At 49.0% G+C, this 19,502-nt stretch carries 16 protein-coding genes; 7 read left to right on the top strand and 9 right to left on the bottom strand.

Features of this window, described 5'->3' with window-relative positions:
- Positions 1 to 232: 232 nt before the first annotated feature.
- Complete coding sequence (locus tag HMPREF1548_RS20290; protein ID WP_025488935.1) at positions 233 to 1,588, top strand: MATE family efflux transporter; 1,356 nt, start codon at positions 233 to 235, stop codon at positions 1,586 to 1,588.
- A gap of 101 nt (positions 1,589 to 1,689) precedes the next feature.
- Here the strand turns inward: HMPREF1548_RS20290 and HMPREF1548_RS20285 are convergent, their stop codons facing one another.
- Entirely contained in the window at positions 1,690 to 3,927 is a 2,238-nt protein-coding gene (locus tag HMPREF1548_RS20285) for a sensor domain-containing phosphodiesterase (RefSeq protein ID WP_021638395.1), read from the bottom strand.
- A gap of 224 nt (positions 3,928 to 4,151) precedes the next feature.
- Between HMPREF1548_RS20285 and HMPREF1548_RS20280 the strand changes: the two genes are divergently transcribed.
- From HMPREF1548_RS20280 to HMPREF1548_RS20265, 4 genes are all read left to right on the top strand, one after another.
- Positions 4,152 to 4,754, top strand: coding sequence for a cytidylate kinase-like family protein (locus HMPREF1548_RS20280; protein WP_021638394.1), 603 nt, complete (start codon positions 4,152 to 4,154; stop codon positions 4,752 to 4,754).
- A 230-nt stretch (positions 4,755 to 4,984) separates the two neighbouring features.
- Complete coding sequence (locus HMPREF1548_RS20275; protein ID WP_025488933.1) at positions 4,985 to 6,037, top strand: inorganic phosphate transporter; 1,053 nt, start codon at positions 4,985 to 4,987, stop codon at positions 6,035 to 6,037.
- Between the two features lie 43 nt (positions 6,038 to 6,080).
- The gene (locus HMPREF1548_RS20270) at positions 6,081 to 6,704 is read left to right on the top strand and encodes a DUF47 domain-containing protein (protein WP_021638392.1); all 624 of its coding nucleotides are present in this window, start codon (positions 6,081 to 6,083) and stop codon (positions 6,702 to 6,704) included.
- A 395-nt stretch (positions 6,705 to 7,099) separates the two neighbouring features.
- Positions 7,100 to 8,041, top strand: coding sequence for a hypothetical protein (locus HMPREF1548_RS20265; protein WP_243005918.1), 942 nt, complete (start codon positions 7,100 to 7,102; stop codon positions 8,039 to 8,041).
- 103 nt (positions 8,042 to 8,144) lie between these two features.
- Here HMPREF1548_RS20265 and HMPREF1548_RS20260 read toward each other — a convergent pair whose 3' ends face one another.
- The 5 genes from HMPREF1548_RS20260 to HMPREF1548_RS20240 form a co-directional block, all read right to left on the bottom strand.
- A complete protein-coding gene (locus HMPREF1548_RS20260; RefSeq protein WP_021638390.1) occupies positions 8,145 to 10,286 on the bottom strand; it encodes an FtsX-like permease family protein in 2,142 nt (713 codons plus the stop codon).
- On the bottom strand, positions 10,280 to 11,053 hold the full coding sequence (locus HMPREF1548_RS20255) for an ABC transporter ATP-binding protein (RefSeq protein ID WP_021638389.1): 774 nt from the start codon (positions 11,051 to 11,053) through the stop codon (positions 10,280 to 10,282). The genes HMPREF1548_RS20260 and HMPREF1548_RS20255 overlap by 7 nt, the downstream gene beginning before the upstream one ends.
- Positions 11,054 to 11,473, bottom strand: a complete 420-nt coding sequence (locus HMPREF1548_RS20250) for a hypothetical protein (protein WP_147331889.1) — start codon at positions 11,471 to 11,473, stop codon at positions 11,054 to 11,056.
- Positions 11,474 to 11,715: 242 nt separating this feature from the next.
- Positions 11,716 to 12,726 carry a sensor histidine kinase gene (locus tag HMPREF1548_RS20245; RefSeq protein ID WP_021638387.1) on the bottom strand — a complete coding sequence of 337 codons (1,011 nt, stop codon included), beginning with the start codon at positions 12,724 to 12,726 and terminating at the stop codon, positions 11,716 to 11,718.
- Positions 12,723 to 13,388: a response regulator transcription factor gene (locus HMPREF1548_RS20240; protein WP_021638386.1), complete on the bottom strand. Its 666-nt coding sequence runs from the start codon at positions 13,386 to 13,388 to the stop codon at positions 12,723 to 12,725. The genes HMPREF1548_RS20245 and HMPREF1548_RS20240 overlap by 4 nt, the downstream gene beginning before the upstream one ends.
- 304 nt (positions 13,389 to 13,692) lie before the next feature.
- Here HMPREF1548_RS20240 and HMPREF1548_RS20235 point away from each other — a divergent pair, with 304 nt between their 5' ends.
- Together HMPREF1548_RS20235 and HMPREF1548_RS20230 are read left to right on the top strand one after the other, a co-directional pair.
- On the top strand, positions 13,693 to 15,429 hold the full coding sequence (locus tag HMPREF1548_RS20235) for an ABC transporter ATP-binding protein (protein ID WP_025488930.1): 1,737 nt from the start codon (positions 13,693 to 13,695) through the stop codon (positions 15,427 to 15,429).
- A 1-nt stretch (position 15,430) separates the two neighbouring features.
- Positions 15,431 to 17,227, top strand: a complete 1,797-nt coding sequence (locus tag HMPREF1548_RS20230) for an ABC transporter ATP-binding protein (protein WP_021638383.1) — start codon at positions 15,431 to 15,433, stop codon at positions 17,225 to 17,227.
- Between the two features lie 193 nt (positions 17,228 to 17,420).
- Here HMPREF1548_RS20230 and HMPREF1548_RS20225 read toward each other — a convergent pair whose 3' ends face one another.
- The 3 genes from HMPREF1548_RS20225 to HMPREF1548_RS20215 are packed head-to-tail and all read right to left on the bottom strand — an operon-like array spanning position 17,421 to position 19,124.
- Positions 17,421 to 17,882, bottom strand: coding sequence for an NUDIX domain-containing protein (locus HMPREF1548_RS20225; protein WP_021638382.1), 462 nt, complete (start codon positions 17,880 to 17,882; stop codon positions 17,421 to 17,423).
- Between the two features lie 55 nt (positions 17,883 to 17,937).
- Entirely contained in the window at positions 17,938 to 18,330 is a 393-nt protein-coding gene (locus HMPREF1548_RS20220; protein ID WP_021638381.1) for a hypothetical protein, read from the bottom strand.
- Between the two features lie 41 nt (positions 18,331 to 18,371).
- On the bottom strand, positions 18,372 to 19,124 hold the full coding sequence (locus HMPREF1548_RS20215) for an HAD family hydrolase (protein ID WP_035323025.1): 753 nt from the start codon (positions 19,122 to 19,124) through the stop codon (positions 18,372 to 18,374).
- Between the last annotated feature and the right edge of the window lie 378 nt (positions 19,125 to 19,502).

Here is a 19,502-nt window from a genome sequence, read left to right as displayed (position 1 = left end):
CCCCCTGCATCCCTCCGCTGCCCGGGCCGCGCACACCGGTACGGAAGACGACGACAGGCTCCGGACGCACAGCGGCCGATACACTGGCAAAACTGCGGCGGTTGCCTTTATCCCGATCTTCCCTATTGAGTTTCGGGCGCGGAGCATTTATAATAGGAAGCGCCCATATTTTTCGGGCGGTTATTTTTTTGCAATCAATTCATCTTTAAAGCTGTATGGGGGGACTCTACTTATGAAAAAACAGACTGGAAACCAAATTACGGAAGGTGTTATCTGGAAGCAGCTTCTGCTCTTCTTTTTCCCGATTCTGTTCGGCACTTTTTTTCAGCAGCTCTATAATACCACCGATGCCGTAATTGTAGGCAATTTTGTGGGAAAAGAAGCGCTGGCGGCGGTGGGCGGACCGGCGTCAACACTCATCAACCTTCTGGTGGGCTTCTTTGTAGGGCTCTCTTCCGGCGCTACCGTTATTATTTCCCAATATTACGGAGCCAAAAACAAAACAGATGTAAAAAGGGCCGTACATACTTCCATTGCCCTGTCCATCGCCGGCGGCGCAATTATCATGGTACTGGGCATTATTTTTGCAGGAGCGGCTCTGCGCCTCATGAATACGCCTGATGATATCATGCGCCTCTCCGTTGTTTATATGCGCATTTATTTTCTGGGTGTGATTCCTTCCCTGATTTATAATATGGGGTCCGGTATACTGCGCGCTGTGGGAGATTCCAAACGTCCGCTGTATTTCCTGATCCTCTCCTGCCTTGTGAATATTGTGCTGGATATTTTCTTTGTGGTAGGGCTGAAGCTGGGTGTTGCCGGCGTTGCCATTGCAACCGCCCTTTCCCAGGTAGTCAGCGCCGTCATGGTCCTTACCGCCCTGATGCGGACGGAGGATTCCTACAAGCTGTCACTGAAGGAGATCCGTTTTTACCCCGGAATGCTGAACAATATCATCCGTATCGGTCTGCCCGCCGGGCTGCAGTCCACCATGTATTCCATTTCCAATCTGATCATCCAGGCAAGCATCAATTCCTTCGGTACGGATACCATTGCCGCCTGGACGGCCTACGGAAAGATGGACGGCATTTTCTGGATGATCATGGGCGCCTACGGCGTGGCCATCACCACCTTTGCCGGTCAGAACTTCGGCGCGGGAAAATATGACCGGATTCATAAAAGCGTCCGCGTCTGCCTGGGCATGGCGGCCTTTACCAGCGTCCTGCTCAGTGCAATAGTCCTGCTGGGCGGCAGGGTTTTCTTCCGCCTGTTTACCTCTGATGCAAATGTTACCGCCATCGGCCTGCAGATGATGCGTGTGATCTCACCCAGCTACATTACTTATATATGTATTGAAATCCTGGGCGGCACCGCCAGGGGCTGCGGAGATTCCGTCATTCCCATGCTGCTCACCTGCTTCGGCATCTGTGTGCTGCGTGTGGTGTGGATTCTGGCCATCGTGCCTCTGCGTCCGGAGCTGTCAACCGTGGCCTTCAGCTATCCGCTGACCTGGACGGTCACCTCGGTTATGTTTATCGTATATTATCTGCGGGGCAACTGGCTGAAGCGCAGCCGGCGGCTGGAGTAAGATCGCAGTACTTCCTTATTAAAAAAACGCCGGTTCTGATAACCGACGTTTTTTTACCCCCTTTTTAACCTCTCTTTTTTATATCCGTCCTCCCCCTGCCGTTACTTTTCTCTTTGTCCGGCAAGGAACCGTTCCATAAATTCTCTGTAATCTCCGGCCGGCATAGGTCTGGCGTATACATAGCCCTGTATGAAATCACAGCCCATTTCCCGCAGCATATCCACCAGCTCCATATCCTCCACGCCCTCGGCCACCGTTTCCATTTTCAGCGTCTCAGCCAGGTTCAGCATACAGGCTACCACCGCCCGTCCCCTTTCCTCATACTCTCCCCGCTCAAAAAACCTCCTGTCAAATTTCAGCACATTCATAGGAATATCCTTCAGGATATTCAGGGAGGACTGTTCCGCCCCAAAATCGTCCATGGCGCAGGAAAACCCGTGTTCCTGCAGCCCTTTTACAATTTCGCGGAAAATGTCATGATTTTCCACAATCACGCCCTCGGTAAATTCCAGCTCCAGATATCCGTCGGGTATTTCGTACTGTCTTTTCAGGCGACGGCAATTTTCTGTAAAATCAGGCTGCAGCATGGTTGTCCTGGATACATTGACAGAAATACACAGGGGTCTTCCCTGCTGCCTCAACCATTGCTTCAGGAACCTGCAGGCCTGCTCTAGCATGTAATAATCCAGGCGGAATATAATCCCCTCCCGTTCAAACAAATCGATAAAATCTGCCGGGAATATAAGTTTCCCGTCTGCCCCGCGCCAGCGTACCAGGGCTTCCGCCCGCAGGACTCCCGATTTTTTCAGGGAAATCTGTGGCTGGAGATACATCTCAAACTCCTCTTTACGCAGTGCGTCAGCCATTGCCGCTTCCATGGCCAGCTCCTGCACCACCCTGCTGCGCATCTTTTCATCATAAACAGCCATATGGCTTCCCGGAAGGCTTTTAACGCTTTTTTCAGCAATGTTGGCTCTGTCCAGCATCTCATTCAGACTGAGCCGATCCTCCGGCTTTTCCATCCGATATGCACCGCAGGCAAGCTCCACGCGGAACCGGCGGGAGTCTCCTGCAAAACCGTTCAGCTTTTCCGTAATCCGCCGGAAACGTTCCTCCAGCTCCTCACTTCTTTCAAAGCTGCGCAGGACAACGAACTTGTCGCCGGATATCCTGCCGAAGGTTTCATAAGGCTTCAGCGTTTCCCGGATGCAGTCGGCCCAGTACTTTAAAAAGCGGTCCCCGGTTTCATAGCCGTACACATCATTTATGTATTTGAATTTTTTCAAATCCGAGTACCAGAGCACGTATTTCCTGTCCGGATTTTCACTGAGAAGCTTTACTGCCTGGACCCTGAAGCCTTCAAAATTCAAGAACTGCGTCAGCTGGTCAAAATAAAGGATTCTTCTGTTTTCAAACTGCAGCTCTTCCTTAATCAGGAAGGTGGATATATAGCTGGCAAGCATGCCAAGAATGGCAAGCTCGGACCAGTATTTCGTTATGTTTTTCAGGCCGATGAAGCCAAGGAGGCGGCTGCCTGCAAATATGGGCGTCAGGCAGAAGGATTCCGTTTTATCCCTTTTCAGCCTCAGATAAAGCCCTTCATCCTCCCCGGCAAGCTGCTCCACATTTTTTATGACCACCTGCTTTTCGTTGCTCAGGATTTTTTCCCAGCAGGCAATGGTTTTCTCCGAAATGGGCTTCTTTTCCAGAACCTGGTATTCCTCCCGCCGCTGATTCCAGACAGCCACTCTTCCTTTCCGGGAAAAAAGCAGCATAACGCCTTCCTCCGAACCGTAAAAACGGCAGATTTCGGCCAGCAGCTCCCTGGAGGCCTCAACCACGCTCTCCGCCTCAATCAAAGGCCTCATGCAGGAAGAAAGCATATTCTGGCCATAAAGGGAACGCTGGATCACCTCATCCGTCCGCTCCGGCCTGGAAACATCCATTACCACTTCCATACGGACAAGCTTTTTTTCCCATTCCACAAGCTTATCCTTCAGAATATAATCACCGTCTATTACATCATTATGATGCTTCCATATATAATACTGATCTCTGCGCAATACGGCATTGGTACAAAACGGGCAGGGCTCCTTCCTGTTCTGCAGCACCTCATAGCACTTTTTTCCCTTGTAGTCTCCCCAGGTTTCCTTTATCCGTCCCGGTTCAGCCACACTGATCAGATACAGCTCATAGGTTTTGGGATCGCTCAGATAGATAAAATCCTCAGCGGTCTCAAGCGTCAGAGCCTCTGAAAAAGCCAATGCATATTTTTCAAGCATATAAGTAAAAAAAGCCTCCTCCTCGGAAAGCTCTTCCAGTCCCGCCAGCCGCATCATCCTCTGCCTTTCTTTTTACAGATATAATCTTATTCTTCTATTATAAATATACCACTGCAAAAAGCAAGTTTTTATTCATTTCTTCAAATGGTTCTTATTCCCTTTTCAAAGCCGCCTTTTTGAGGTACTATTAAAGTAAGGAAAGGTAATGGCAACAGTTCGGTCAGCCCAACTGTTGCAGGTAATGACGGGGCGTTTGCAATTAATAAAAAGGGGGCTTTTATATGGCAAACACAATTATTACAATCGGCAGGCAATTTGGCAGCGGCGGCCATGAAATCGGCAAGCTCGCGGCACAGAAGCTGGGCATCGAATGCTATGACAGCAGGCTGATCCAGCTGGCTTCCGAAAAAAGCTGTATCGGCATGGAGCATCTCAAGCCCGTGGATGAAAAGAGGGCAAATCCCTGGCTCTATACCGTACCCTCGGATTACTCCAACGAAATGACCGGCTTCGGGCTTCCCATGAACGACATGCTGTTCAATGTGCAGTCCCAGATCATCCGGCAGCTGGCAGATAAGGAATCCTGCATCATCGTTGGCAGATGCGCAGATTCCGTGCTGGAAAGCTATCCGAACGTCATATCCGTTTTTATCCGGGCCAATCATCCTGAGCGCGTTAAAAGGATCATGGAGCGCCAGAACATTTCAGCAAAAGAAGCGGAAACGCTCATCAAAAAGATGGATAAGGACAGAAGCCTTTACTACAATTTCTTCTCCGACAAAAAATGGGGACGCGCCGAAAGCTATGATCTCGTCCTCAACAGCACTGCGCTTGGCCGTGAAAGATGTGTTGACCTCATCTGTTCCCTTATGAAGCAGCTGTAAATCCCTTACATAATACAATACAGATGCGCAGTTTAACTGATTCCCGAAAGGGTTCCCGGGCCGTAAGGCTTCCGGGAATCCTTTTTTTGTTTTTCCCACTTTTTTGCACTATCTTAACCTATGTAAAATGTTTGTAAAATCAATGCAGAAAGCATGTTTTTCCCGTTTTCTTTCATTATAATAGGCCATGTAAATATTATGTTTGAAACATGTTGAGAAAGGGTAAAGAAATGACTATCAGCTTCTCTTCTTTTCTGTCACAGCTTCTTTCCAGCCCGGTTCTGGCGGTCACCGTTGTGCTGACTCTGGGCGTAATTCTCGTCAATGGCTGGACCGACGCCCCCAACGCCATCGCCACCTGTGTCTCCACAAGAGCCATCGGCCCGAAGGCGGCAATTCTCATGGCGGCGTTCTTTAATTTTCTCGGAGTTTTTGTCATGACAATGATCAATGCCAGCGTGGCTTCCACCATCTATAATATGGTGGATTTTGGCGGTAACCCGGATCAGGCCCTCACCGCCCTGTGCGCCGCTCTGGTAGCTATTGTCTCCTGGGCTGCGGCCGCATGGTGGTTCGGGATTCCTACCAGTGAAAGCCATGCGCTGATTGCCGGATTGTCCGGCGCCGCGGTTGCCATGCACAACAGCTTTGCAGGAATCAACGGCTCCGAATGGATCAAGGTTATCTATGGCCTGATCCTCTCCACACTTTTGGGTTTCCTGCTGGGCTGGCTGTCGGCAAAAACTGTGGAGACGGTGTGCAAAAACATGGATCGGCCCAAAACCACCGGATTTTTCGGCGGGGCGCAGATTGCAGGCGGGGCGGCCATGGCCTTTATGCACGGCGCACAGGACGGCCAGAAATTCATGGGTGTTTTCATGCTCGGGATTTTTCTCGCAAACGGACAGGATAATGTGACCAGCTTCCGCATTCCCCTGTGGCTCATGATTCTGTGCAGCGCCGTGATGGCCCTGGGCACCTCCATCGGCGGCTACCGCATCATTAAGGCCGTGGGAATGGATATGGTAAAGCTGGAAAAATACCAGGGCTTTGCCGCGGATATGGCCGGCGCGGCCTGTCTTCTGCTCTCCTCGCTGACCGGCATCCCCGTCTCCACCACACATACGAAAACCACGGCCATCATGGGCGTGGGCGCGGCCAGAAGGCTTTCCAGTGTAAACTGGGGAGTGGTCCGTGAAATGGTGCTCACCTGGGTTCTTACCTTCCCGGGCTGCGGACTGATTGGCTATCTGTGTGCCAGGCTGTTTTTGTTTATATTCTGAACAGTTACAAAACATTATTTCATTTCATTGAAAGGATATTGCAATGGGTAGAAAAAAAGAAAATAATTATTTTGACATGTTCATCCAGGCCGTAACCTATTCCTGCCAGGCGGCGGATATGCTGAAGGAAAACTTTATCAGCTTCGATCCCGAACAGCTGCCGGCCTGCATGGAGGCCCTCCATCATATAGAACATACGGCGGATCTTGCCAAACATGATTTGATGGAAAAGCTGCTGAAGGAATTCATCACTCCCATCGACCGGGAGGACATCATGGAGCTCTCCAGCGCGCTCGATGACGTGACCGACAGCCTGGAGGACATACTGCTGCGGCTGTATATGTTCCGCATCACTTCCCTGCGCGAGGACGCCGTTTCCTTCGTCAGCATTATCTGCGACTGCTGCTGCGCCCTGAAGAAGCTGATGGTGGAATTCCCTGAATTCCGCAAATCCAAAGCGATTAAGGATATGATAATCGAAATCAACCATCTGGAGGAAAACGGCGACAAGCTTTACACAGAAGCCATGCGCAGGCTGTATTCCGAATCCGGCGACGCCGTGGAAATCCTGTCCTGGACCGCAATTTATGACAGACTGGAAAAATGCTGCGATAAATGCGAGGACGTGGCGGATGTGGTGGAAACGGTTATTTTGAAGTACAGCTGACGGCAGGGAAATGGAATCCGGGCTGCTGTGTTTTTACAGCGCCGGTTTCCTGCCGGACAGGAGCGCACTTTCCCGGGAACAGCCAGGATTTCCTTCGCCATGTTATTTTATATAATTTTCATTTTTTATTTCCGCCATGCTGTGTTATTATAAAAAACACACTGGCTGCCGATTGTGTAAATCCTATCTGCCAAGTTTATTTTTACATATACAATCAAATCGATTTTTCTGTCCAATCGGACAATAATTCCACTATGAGAGCAAATATTTTTATTCCAAAATAACAAAATCTATTACCATAATAACAGTAAGAAACGGTTGCCATGTGTCGGATTACCAGCTATAATTAAATGGAAGATAGATATTTACACATAGCTTACGGAACAGGAGGCTGTGTGCAGGAACACGAAGAAAAAGAAGTGACAAATCAGGCCGATCCGCAGAACATTCACCATGAGGATCTGGCTTTAAAAACGGCGGCGCAGTATTTCGGCGAAGAGCTTCTGCCTCTGCTGGGGATAACCGATAACGTACGGTACGTTGCCCCCACTGAAAATGTGACGCTGGAAGCGAAACAGATGTACCAGGATTTCAACTACATCTCAACGAATAACCTCTGGGTACATCTGGAGTTTGAAAGTGACTCCGTCACACGCAAGGATCTGAAACGGTTCCGGGAATACGAGGCAACAACGGCCCGAACCTTTAATGTTGCGGTCATTACTTATGTAATCTGCTCCTCTAAAGTGAAAAGGCCCATAAGCTCACTGGCAGAGGGCATCAATGTTTATCATGTAAAGCTTATCCGTCTGAAGAATAAGGATTCGGACCGGCTGTTCGCCTGCGTAAAAGAAAAGCAGGAGCAGGGAATGCCCCTGGAGAAAGAAGATCTGGTTTCCCTGCTTCTGACGCCCCTGATGTCCGGGAATATGGGAATCGGGGAACGGATTATAAAAAGCCTGAATTTTATACAGTATGCTTCAAAAACGGTAACTCCGATTGAACTGGAAAAAATGAAGGCCGTGCTGTATACATTAGCTTTTAAATTTTTAAATAAAAAGGAATTGGCCGAAGTGAAGGAGGTAATTGCAATGACAGAACTTGGGAAAATGCTTGTAAATGACGGATTTGAAAAAGGGCTTGCCGAAGGGAAAGCTGAAGTGGAAGCAAAATTTGTAGCTATCATCAGGAAAAAGAGAGCGAAAGGGCTTGATGCTTCTGCCATAGCAGAAGAATTGGAACTGGAAACCGCCTATGTTGAAAAAGTAATGGCATTAATCGCTGAAGGCCCTTCCGTGAGCGACCTGCAGATAGCGCAGATGATTCTCGGACAGTAACCGTCGGCTCACAAACAATATGAGCCGCAGCCGGTTTGATATGATTTCATTTGCCTGCTGCGGCTGCATTTTACCCGTTCTGCTATTCTATTGAAGCACTGCTTTATCCCATCTGTTTTTCAGCCGCTATTCTCACAGCCCCATAATAAATCCCGTACAATGCCGCAAAAAATCCAACCGCCATTGCCACCGCCTGCCAAATCCACATATTTCCCGTAAATACAGGCATTCCCAAAGTATCAAGAAGCAGCTTTCGCGCCCCGTCATATATCAGCCGGCCGCTGGTAATAAGAGCCGGAGGCAGCGGCAGCAGAAACAACAGCATCAGCTGTCGGTTATCTAACCTGGCAATCTGTTTCCCGCTCATTCCCAGCTGTCCAAGAATACTGTTCCGTCTTTTCTTTTTTTCACCGTCACTGAGGGCCTGCGTTGCAAGAATTGCCGCCCCGGTAATTTCCAGAATGACAGACAGATATACCAAGCAGATAAGCAGCACATAAATCTGAGAAAGCGATTCCTTCTGCACCCACTTGCCTGACAGGTAATCCTTATCCGGATATATCAAAGAAGTGACCGCCCGTCCTGTTTCCATAGATAGTAAATCGTCAGGGGGAACTGATTCATCCCGGGAGGTTAACCCCTCACAGGAAGCTGACTTTCCCGGGGAGGCAGGCCTCCCTTCGGAAACAGATTTCCCTTGGGAAACAGATTTCCCATTCCCCCTGTCCAAAAGAATAAGCCCGCCGTCCGTCAGCTGTTCAAGCTCCGCGCTGTTCAAAGGCTGCTCCGTAACTGCCGCATACAGACCGTACCGTATCTCCATCCCGTCCGTCACCTTATCAGGAACCACAACAACATAATCCAGGCCATTGCCGTAGGTATCATTCTGGCTGAACGGCTCTGAGAAAACGCCTCCTGCATTCAGTTCATATCCATTCACCTCTATTGTCCCGGCCTTCTCCATATAATCCGAAAATTTGCCGGCAAGAGACGGCGTGCAGTGGACATAACAGGTATTTTCGTAAACCTCCGGGATTTCATATCCCAGCATCTGCCTCAGATAAAGATAGTCGCTCTGTTTCATATACGTATCCGACAGATATTCCGCATATATGAGCCGCTGCGGCTTTTCCAACTCCTGCGCCGCCTGCCGCCTTAAAGAAAAAAATTCCCTGCTTTCCCAGCCATAGATTCCGTAGGAACAGCTCTTTTGTATGGGAAAGCTTTCCCCAATCCGTTTTTCATAAGCGCTGAAATCCATCATACCGCCCGGATGCAGTATCATTATATCAAACACATTCAGCTCGACGCTGCGATCCGCAAAAATACGGGCAGCAGCCCCTGTTCCAAAAAAGAATACCGCCAGCATAAATAAAACTGACAGGATTCCAAGCACCACACTCATGGAACGAAGCTTTGACGTAAACTCCCTGAAAATAATCAGATGATTTTTCCGGTACGCCCATCCCTTCCTTTTTTCCAGCTGTGAAGCCAGAAAAGAGGGCACGCTGAAAAAGAAAGCAAAAAGGCCAGTCACCACAAACGCCAGCCCCAAAAGGACATCGTATCCCTTCCCCATGGGCCGCAGTATGATCAGCATGTTACCCAAAGCATAAACAAGCAGTGACAATATGAAAACTCCCGGGAAAGAACTTTTCTGCTTCAGCAGCCTGCCTTCGTTCTGCCGATCGTAATACAACAGATCATACAGCCTGATTTTCCGGAGCCGTCTTTTATTTTTATGCAGGGCAAACAGATACATTCCGGCAAAATATAACAATGTCACTCCTGCCGTCTGAAAGGAAACGGAAAAACCAAGGGTAAACGTCATGCCAAACATTCTGAGCACCGCGGCCTCCACAAGCCTGGACAACAGAATGCCGGCCAGCAGTCCGAAAACAAACGCCATGCCTGCAATCATCAGATTTTCATATAAAAACAAACCTGCAATGGTCCGGTTAGACAGCCCGGAAACCATATATATACTCAGCTCCCTGCTGCGCTTCCTGAGCATATAGCCGGTCATATAGCTTACAAGCCAGCCCAGCACAAGAATTATCAGCAGGGATGTGGCAATCACCATAAGCGGCAGTATCTCCAGCCTGGGAAGCCTTTTGACCTGCTCAGAAAAAATCAGCGAATTATAAGCATACATACATGCCACGGCACAGCTTATCGTAATAAAATACAGCACATAATCCCCCAGCTGCCTTTTTGCATTGCGCAGCACCAGTTTTCCTAGCATTGGCCGTCACCTCCCAAAAGAGAAAGCACGTCCAGGATTTCGTGGTAGAATACGCCCCTTGTCTTCTCTCCCTTCACAAGCTCGTTGAATATCTTCCCATCCTTCAAAAACAGGATGCGCTCCGCATAACTGGCGCAGAATGCATCATGGGTCACCATAAAAACCGTGGTTTCCAAATCTTCATGCAGCTGTGAAATAATTTCCAGAAGCACACGGGCGGAATGGGAATCCAGAGCCCCTGTCGGCTCATCCGCAAAAATTATTTTGGGGCCGCATACCACAGCGCGGGCAAAGGCACAACGCTGCTTCTGCCCTCCCGACGTCTGAAAGGGGAATTTCCCCAGCACATCGCCAATCTGCAGCTTATCTGCAATCTTCCTGACCCGCAGGCTAATTTTCTCCGGCCCCAGTCCCTGAATCGTCAGGGGCAGCGCCATATTTTCTTCCAGAGTAAGCGTATCCAGCAGATTATACTCCTGAAATACAAAGCCCAGGTTATCCCGCCGGAACGCGGCAAGCTCCTCCTCCCGCAGCTTTGTAATATCCTTTCCATCCAGCATAATATGCCCGGCGCTCACAGAATCAATGGTGGAGAGGCAGTTGAGCAGCGTGGTTTTCCCGGAACCGGAAGCGCCCATAATACTGATATACTCTCCCTTACGGACATGGAAGCTGAGCTGATCCAGCGCCCGGGTTACGGTACCCAGGCCGCCATAGTATTTTTCAATATTCTCCACCCGTAGAAGAATTTCTTGTGCACAGCCCAATTACCCGGCCTCCCTTCCATTTTCAATGACAACATCCCTGTCTGCAAATTTTAATATATACGTATATGCGATGTCTGAGGCAGATTCCATGTCAATTTTATAAGTTCCCCGCATACGCAGTGAAAATCCGGCCTCAAAGGCATATGTCCGGGTGATCGCCGTCACATTTCCTCCGGAATCCCTGATACTCTCCTCTGTAACAGCCGGTATGATGTTGCAGTAAGGGAACTGCCCGTCAATAACCACCTGGGTAATCCTCCCCTCTTCCTGAATCCATTCCACTCCCGGTGAATCCGATCGGATCTGCCTGGATCCGCCCAGGAAAAACAGGACTGCAGCCAGAGAAATAAAAACAACAGCCAATATCCAGGCAGCCTTCCGTCCGCCCCTTTTCCTTCCCTGTCTGTATACACGCTCCATAATGGACACCTCCTTAATATTTTGGACCGGCAGTCCTGCAAAAGCTCCTGCTGCCTGAATCCAACCCCATTGTACCGGGAGGCGCCTCTTTCTTGTATACATGTTTCCTGATCTTATGTGACAAATCTGTAAGATACCGTAACAGCCGGTCATCTGAACAGTTACAGGATACCGTCAGCCGCTCACATCCAACATATGCTGACTGAAAATTTACAGGCAGCAGGGATTAAAACAGCACCGTCCTACACCGTGAGATGCCCGCTTTTAGGAAAGGTCAGGCGGATCGTTGTAAATTTCCCCGGCTCAGACAGCGCATCCATGGCAATCCCCAGCCTGAGACAAAGCTGCCTGCACAGATAAAGACCGATGCCCGTGGCCCCCTTTCCCGCCCTTCCGTTGCTCCCTACGAAGCCCTTGTCAAAAATCCTTCCGATTTCACTGGGCAGAATACCGACGCCGTTATCCGTCACGGACAAGACCACACTGTCCCCCCTCTTCCCGGATTCCACCGTGATTACGGGAGAAGCCTCACTCCGGTATTTCACACTGTTGATTATGACCTGGCTGATAATAAAGACTATCCATTTGCTGTCCGAATATACGGTATCCCCAATTCCGTCCGTATGAATGCAGGCCCCGCTCTGTATCAGGAACTGCCTGTTTGCGGCAAGCGCCTCAAAGACACAATCCTTAAGAGAGATTTCCCGGATAAAATAATCCTTTTCCACACTCCCCAGCCTTGCAAAAAAAAGCACCCGCTCCACCTCGCGCTCAATCTGCTCTGTCTGCGACATAATTTTCCGGATCACGTCCGACCTGTTATTTTCGCATAATAGCTGTATCCCAGTCATGGGGACCTTGATTTCATGCACCCACTGTTCTATAAAATCCCGGTATTCCGTGTTTGTCCTTCTGTTCTGCGCCACCTCGTCCGTCATGGACTTCAGCGCTTCCTTCATTATCTGAAAATATACCTTTTCCGCGGCGGACACAGGCTTATCTGCAATCTCCGCCGTCAGATACTTTTTCTCCAGCGAATCCGTCACTGACAGCAGATACCGCAGCCTTTTGTAAAGACGCACATATCCGCAGCACAGACTGGCAGCAACGATGAGTAAAAAGCATATCCACAGCAGGATCATTTCCTGGGGCGTAATTCCATAAAGAAGCAACAGCACGGAAAAGAAAAAACCGCCTGCAAGACAGGTGAGAATCACAGCCCTTGTACTTTTAAGATAATCGGAAATTGTCATATTTTATATCCCATCCCTCTTTTTGTCTGTATCAGGTTCCCGGCTCCCAGCGCGCAGAGTTTTTCCCGTATCCGCATCATATTCACGCTCAGCGTATTGTCATCAATATGGATCTGGCTGTCCCATAAAAATTCCACCAGTTCAAGCCTTGGGACTATTTCTCCCGCGTGCGTGAACAGATAATACATCAGCTTCAGCTCTGTTTTCGTCAGCTCCGCCTCCCGGCCGCCAAAGGACAGCGTACCCGAGGCCAGGCTGAGACGCATTCCCTTATATTCCGGCAATTCCGCCTGTTCTCCTCTTTTTCCTCTTTTCAGCAGCAGCTTTATCCGGGCAAGCAGAATAGGCACATTGTATGGTTTTGTGATATAATCATCTCCGCCAATCGTCAGCGCATACAGCTCATCCATGGACGTATCCCGTCCTGTCAGAAACAGGATGGGCGTATCTGAAAAGCTTCTGATATCGGCGCACAGATGATATCCGTCCCTGCCCGGCAGATTGACATCCAGCAGTATCAGATCCGGGGCCAATGCCCTTACCAGCTCTGCCACGTTACCGAATTCCTCTGCGGCCTCCACCAGATAACCCGCATTGGACAGGAGTGTTTTCAATTCCTCCCTTATCAGTTCTTCATCCTCTATAATCAATATTTTATCCATCCGGCCCTGTTCCTCCTCTGCCCTTCCTGACGGCAAATCAGAGCATTATTACCATACCTGGCCTGCCGCCGCTTCCCTGCCCCAAGCTGTAGGCCGTCTTTTTTGTCCGGCAGCTTTTTCTATATTTATGCAGGAATAATACAAGTATAGCATTATCTGTGCCGGAACAAAATAATACAAAAACAAAACAAGAAAATACATTTTATTTTTCTCCCGATCACCTAATATAAAAAGGTACTTCATTCCACAAAAAAGGAATGCGGCAACTGTAATTTTTTTTAATCATCCGGGAGGGGATTATCCTATGACACCAATGAAATGGTTCTATTCCTTTATCAAGCCCTATCGAAAGCGGCTCTTTCTGGGATTGTTTCTCGTAACATTTCTGGCAGGACTCGCCATCATTAATCCTATCGTCAGCGGTAAGGTCGTGGACGACGTTATCAGCGGCGGACAGTATCACAAGCTGCCTGTGCTTGTGGCCATACTTCTGCTGGTGACGGCCGTGCGAAGCGTTCTCCGCTTCCTGGTTCCCTATAACTTCGAAATCTGTTCCCAGGGTGTGCTGTACAAAATGAGGGATGCGGTTTACAGAAAGCTCCTGATGGAAGACTTTGACTTCTATAACCGCAACCGCACCGGCGACCTGATGAGCAGACAGACAGGTGATATGGATGCCATCCGCCATTTCGTGGCAAACGTCATCTCATCCATTTATGAAAATATCCTGTATTTCTGCTTCGCGCTGGTCATGATTTTTACCATCAATACGAAGCTGGCGCTGTGCATGCTCTGCATCCTGCCTTTTACGCTGGTGCTCACGCTCTGCCAGTTCAAGCAGGTAAAACCGGCCTTCCATAACATCCGTACCCATTTTTCCAGCCTGAACGCCTTCGTCCAGGAAAATATCAGCGGCAACCGGGTGGTAAAGGCTTTTGCCAAGGAAGATTACGAAACCGAAAAATTCGAAGTCGAAAACGACGGCTACAAAAAAGCGGAGCTGGATTGTGCGGCAATCTGGTCCAAATATGTGCCTGTTTTTGAATTCTTTTCCAACATACTTACCGTTGTCCTCATGCTTTACGGCGGCATCATGGCCATCCGGGGCGAGGTAACCCTGGGCAGCCTGGTAACCGTAAACGGCTACCTGTGGATGCTCAATATGCCCATGCGTATGGCGGGCTGGTTCGTCAACGACGTACAGCGCTTCGTCACCTCCGTGGAAAAAATACATACCACATTTTCCGAGGATCCTCATATCTGCAAGCCGGAAAATGCCATTACCAAAAAGCATCTGAAGGGAAGCATTGAATTCCGCAATGTATCCTATCAGGCCGAGGGCGAGGATATTATCCAGAATGTAAGCTTTTCTGTGAAGCCCAACCAGACCATCGGTATCCTTGGTCCTACCGGCGCAGGGAAATCCACCATCATGAACCTGCTCTGCCGTTTCTATGACGCAACGGAGGGCGAGGTGCTGGTGGACGGCGTCAACGTAAAGGACATGGATTTATATGAGCTGCGGGACAATATCGGTATGGCCATGCAGGATGTATTCCTCTTTTCCGATACCATTGAGGGAAACATCGCCTACGGCCGGCCCGACTGTCCTTTTGAGAAGGTTAAAAAAGCGGCCATTGCCGCGGATGCCAACCATTTTATCCAGGCTATGCCGGACGGCTACGACACCATTGTGGGGGAACGCGGCGTCGGTCTTTCCGGCGGCCAGAAACAGCGTATTTCCCTGGCCCGCGCCCTGCTTAAGGACCCTGCCATACTGATTCTGGACGACACCACCTCCGCGGTGGATATGGAAACAGAATCCTACATACAGAAGCAGCTGAAAAACCTGGAGGGCAACCATACAATTTTCATTATTGCCTATCGTATTTCTTCCCTGAAGGATGCGGATCAGATTCTGGTTCTGGATCACGGCCGTATCGCGGAACGGGGAACACACGATGAACTGCTTGCAAACAACGGCTATTATGCCCGGGTTTTCGAGCACCAGTATCACACACCGGCAAAGGAGGGACGTTAAAATGGCACGCAACAGATACGATATCGACGAAGTCATGGAAGACCATTTTGACTTAGGGCAGCTCAAAAGGCTCGGCCATTATGTCCTTCCCTTTAAAAAGGATATGGCCCTGGCGGCCTTCCTCATGCTCTCCGCAAGTGCGCTGACCATGCTCATTCCCCGTTTTTTCATGACGGTGATGAATGACATTATTCCCCAGGGGGATGTTAAGGGACTGCTGCGAATCAGTTTTTACACGCTGCTGATCATCCTGTATTCCGTGTTCTCCCTGAAGGCCAAAATAAAAATTACCAACCGGGTGGGCCAGTCCGTCATCCATCAGCTGAGAACCGATATCTTCTGCCACCTGCAGGAGCTTCCCTTCTCCTACTATGACGACAGGCCCCACGGGAAAATCCAGGTCCGGGTCGTAAACTATGTAAATAATTTAAGTGACCTGCTTTCCAACGGTCTGCTGAATACAATAACGGACCTGTGCAGCCTGATTTTCATCATCTTTTTCATGCTCTCCATTAACGTGAAGCTGACATTGATGTGTATGTGCGGCCTTCCCGTACTGGCGCTGTTTGCCAGCCTCATTAAGAAAAAGCAGCACCGCGCATGGCAGATACAGAGCAACAAGCAGTCCAACCTGAATGCTTATATTGCAGAAAGCATCAACGGCATCCGGGTGACCCAGTCCTTTGTCCGCGAAAAAGAAAACAGCGGAATTTTCAACCGTCTCAGTGACGGCTACCGCCAGTCCTGGATGCGCGCTGTCCGCTTTAACTTTATGATGGGACCCACCGTTGACGTTATTTCCGCAGTGACCACGGCGTTTCTGTATGTGGCAATCGTGGATATGGCCATGAGCGGCGGAACGGCTTCCGTAGGTGTACTGGTTGCCTTTACCGGCTATATCAGCCGTTTCTGGTCTCCTATCACCACACTGGCAAACTTTTATAACTCCCTGTTAACGGCCATTTCCTATCTGGAACGTATTTTTGAAACCATCGACGAGCCTGTCGCTGTCAAGGACGCCCCCGGCGCAGTGGAAATGCCGCCTATCATTGGCAAAGTTACCTTTGACCATGTATCCTTCTCCTACGAGGAGAGCATAAAAACACTGGATGACGTGAGCTTCACGGCCATGCCCGGCGAATCCTTCGCTATCGTAGGGCCTACTGGCGCGGGAAAAACCACCATTGTCAACCTGCTGAGCCGCTTCTACAATATCGGCAGCGGAACGGTTTATATTGATGATACGGATATCTCCAAGGTGACGCTGCATTCTCTGCGCACGCAGATGGGCGTCATGATGCAGGACAGCTTCATTTTCTCCGGAACGATTATGGATAACATCCGCTACGGCAACCGGACGGCGACGGACGATGAAGTAATCCTGGCTGCGAAAACCGTATGCGCCCATGACTTCATCATGCAGATGGAGGACGGCTATTATACCCAGGTAAATGAACGCGGAAGCCGTCTTTCCGCAGGACAGCGCCAGCTGATTTCCTTTGCCCGCGCACTGCTGGCCGACCCGAAAATACTGATTCTGGATGAGGCGACCTCCAGCATCGATACCGAAACGGAAATCATCCTGCAGAAAGGCCTGAACGAGCTGCTGAAAGGACGTACCTCCTTCATCATCGCCCACCGTCTTTCCACCATCCAGAACTGTACGCGCATCCTATATGTGGATAAAGGCAAGATTCAGGAAAGCGGAAGCCATGAAGAATTGCTGCTGAACAAAGGACCTTACTATAACCTGTTTATGTCCCAGTACAGCTTTATGAAGGATAAGGCCGTACAGTAAAATCAGAGCTCTCTTGCAGCACATTCTTATGGACGGCGCAGTAAATGCACCGACCTGCGGAACAGTTACCATCAAAGTTCATTACCTGAGGGCGGATCGCTTCGCTTTCGGTCATGAAAACGGCCTGGCCAAAAGTCCCCTTTACTTTTGGTCAGGCCGTTTCTTTTATGTTGCTTTCGTTTGTCTTAGTTGTTTAATGTGGCAAAATGCCCCGCAATAATTTTTCATTCAGCTCATATAAGGCTATCTTCTGGTCCATAAAATAGACCAGTTCATAAGCTTCTTCATAAGGAAGCCATTTTATATCCGTATGTTCTTCCGACAGCTTTACTGTCCCGTCAAATGGCATGGCGAAAAAAATCATTGGAACTACCACAACATTCTTTCCCCACAGTTCCTGTGTTTCTTTATCAAAAATATTAGCCGGAAGGCTGCTTGCGCTTTCCAGAGGATAAAGAGGCAGATTCTCCATAACGCCAGCCTCTTCCATAAGCTCTCGCCGGGCGCCTTCAGCTTCTGTTTCATTATCCTCCAGTCCGCCGCATATTCCCTGCCAGCAAAAGGGCATATCTTCTCTTTGAAGTATTGCATATTCATAATGATTCTCTTTTTTACGATATAAATAGATATGAACCTGCTTAGGCTGTCTTGCCATGTGGATTCCCTCCCTGAAATTTTTGCTGTAACTTATACCCAATCTGTTGTGCTTCCTACTTCGAAGAAGGCAAGTAACGCAGCAGGTCTATCTCCGTATCCTGTCCGTCAATGGAAAGAAACATGGTCAGCTCGCTGTATCCGTCCTGTACCTCAAAGGAATATGTCCTGTTTTTCTCCCAGCTCTTCCCTGTGCTGTTTTCTTCCAGATAATGCACGCTCACGCCGCCCTCTTCCGTCTGCGTACGGCCGCTGATTTGGATGTACCAGGAATCATTGTACGTTTCAGGTATGGTAAACTGTAATTTTCCATCCGCATATCCAATGCTTTTTTGCAGGCTCTCTACCGGATCCTGTTTTTTGGACATTATCAGAAAAAGAACCACAGCGATGATGAAAAGCAGGACGGCGCCTGCGATCACTATCGCTGTTATTTTCTTTTTATCCATATGTTCATCCTCTCTGACTTCTGCTTATTCCTGTTATTAAGTTACCGTTCCTCTTTTGCAATGAGCCGGTCTATTTTCTGAATCAGTTCCTTCCAGTCCATAACCGTCAAATAAGGAATATCTTCAGCAAGCGTCTGGTTTGCCTTTGCGCAGGCGCCATACCACACAGGACTCATGCCCGCCTGGTAAGAGCCCTTCACATCACAAATCAGATTATCTCCGCAGTACCAGATTTTTTCTGCAGAAAGCTTTGCTTTCGCACAGGCCATCTTAAAAATCCTGGGATGGGGCTTTTTAAACAGATAATCGCAGGAGGTCATAATAAACTCGAAATGGTTCTCCGGAAAGAATCTGTTAATCCGAAGTGTCAGCGTTTCCGAATTCTTCATCATATTGCTGACCACCGCGGTCCGGATTCCCTTTTCATGAAGAAAACCGAGAAGCTGCTTCATACCGGCTGTCGGATATCCCGGCGCTGCATGATCCCAGAAAATACGCTCCACTTCATTCCAGGGAATGTCCAGCTTGATATCCAGATACTCATACAGATACCTGTTAAAGGAAGCACTGGAAAACTCCCCTCCGGGGAAGGCTCTTTTTTCCGGCCCGAAAAGCTCTGCCATATCCTTTGACAGCTCATCTGCCAGCTTCTGGAGCTGTGAAGCGTTAATCTGCCGCGGATTGCTTACCGCCCTTTGCAGCACAGCATGATTCCCCCTGATAGTATCATAATCTGTCTCATCGATAAGTGTCTGACCGTAGTCGAACAATATCATTTCCGGTAACTGAAACATAACAGCTCCCCTTTCCCTGTTCCCGTCTTTTATGCTTTTCCCCTTCCGGCATATCCCATTTCCATATGTCGCACTGCCTCCCACTGCCGTTTGGTGCTATGCCCCAAAACGGCTCAGGTCCTTCAGGGCTTCCATGCTACCTTCATTATACAGCCTTCTCTTTTGCATGCAAACCTTTTATAAAACAGTTGTTTCAAAAAGCGTAACATTGCAGATGGCGCTGAACCGTTACCGAAAAGCGGCAATCTTTCTAAAAAAAGCGGCCTCGCCTATTTTCTTTTTTCCGTAATCTATCTATAATAAATAGGGATCAGAAGCTTTTCACTTCCTTACAGGTATATAAAGCTTAACTTTCCCTATCCCCAAAGTCTTATGCGG

It is taken from the genome of Clostridium sp. KLE 1755 (assembly GCF_000466465.2).
GTDB lineage: Bacteria > Bacillota > Clostridia > Lachnospirales > Lachnospiraceae > Eisenbergiella > Eisenbergiella porci.
This window is presented reverse-complemented; position numbering and strand designations above follow the sequence as displayed.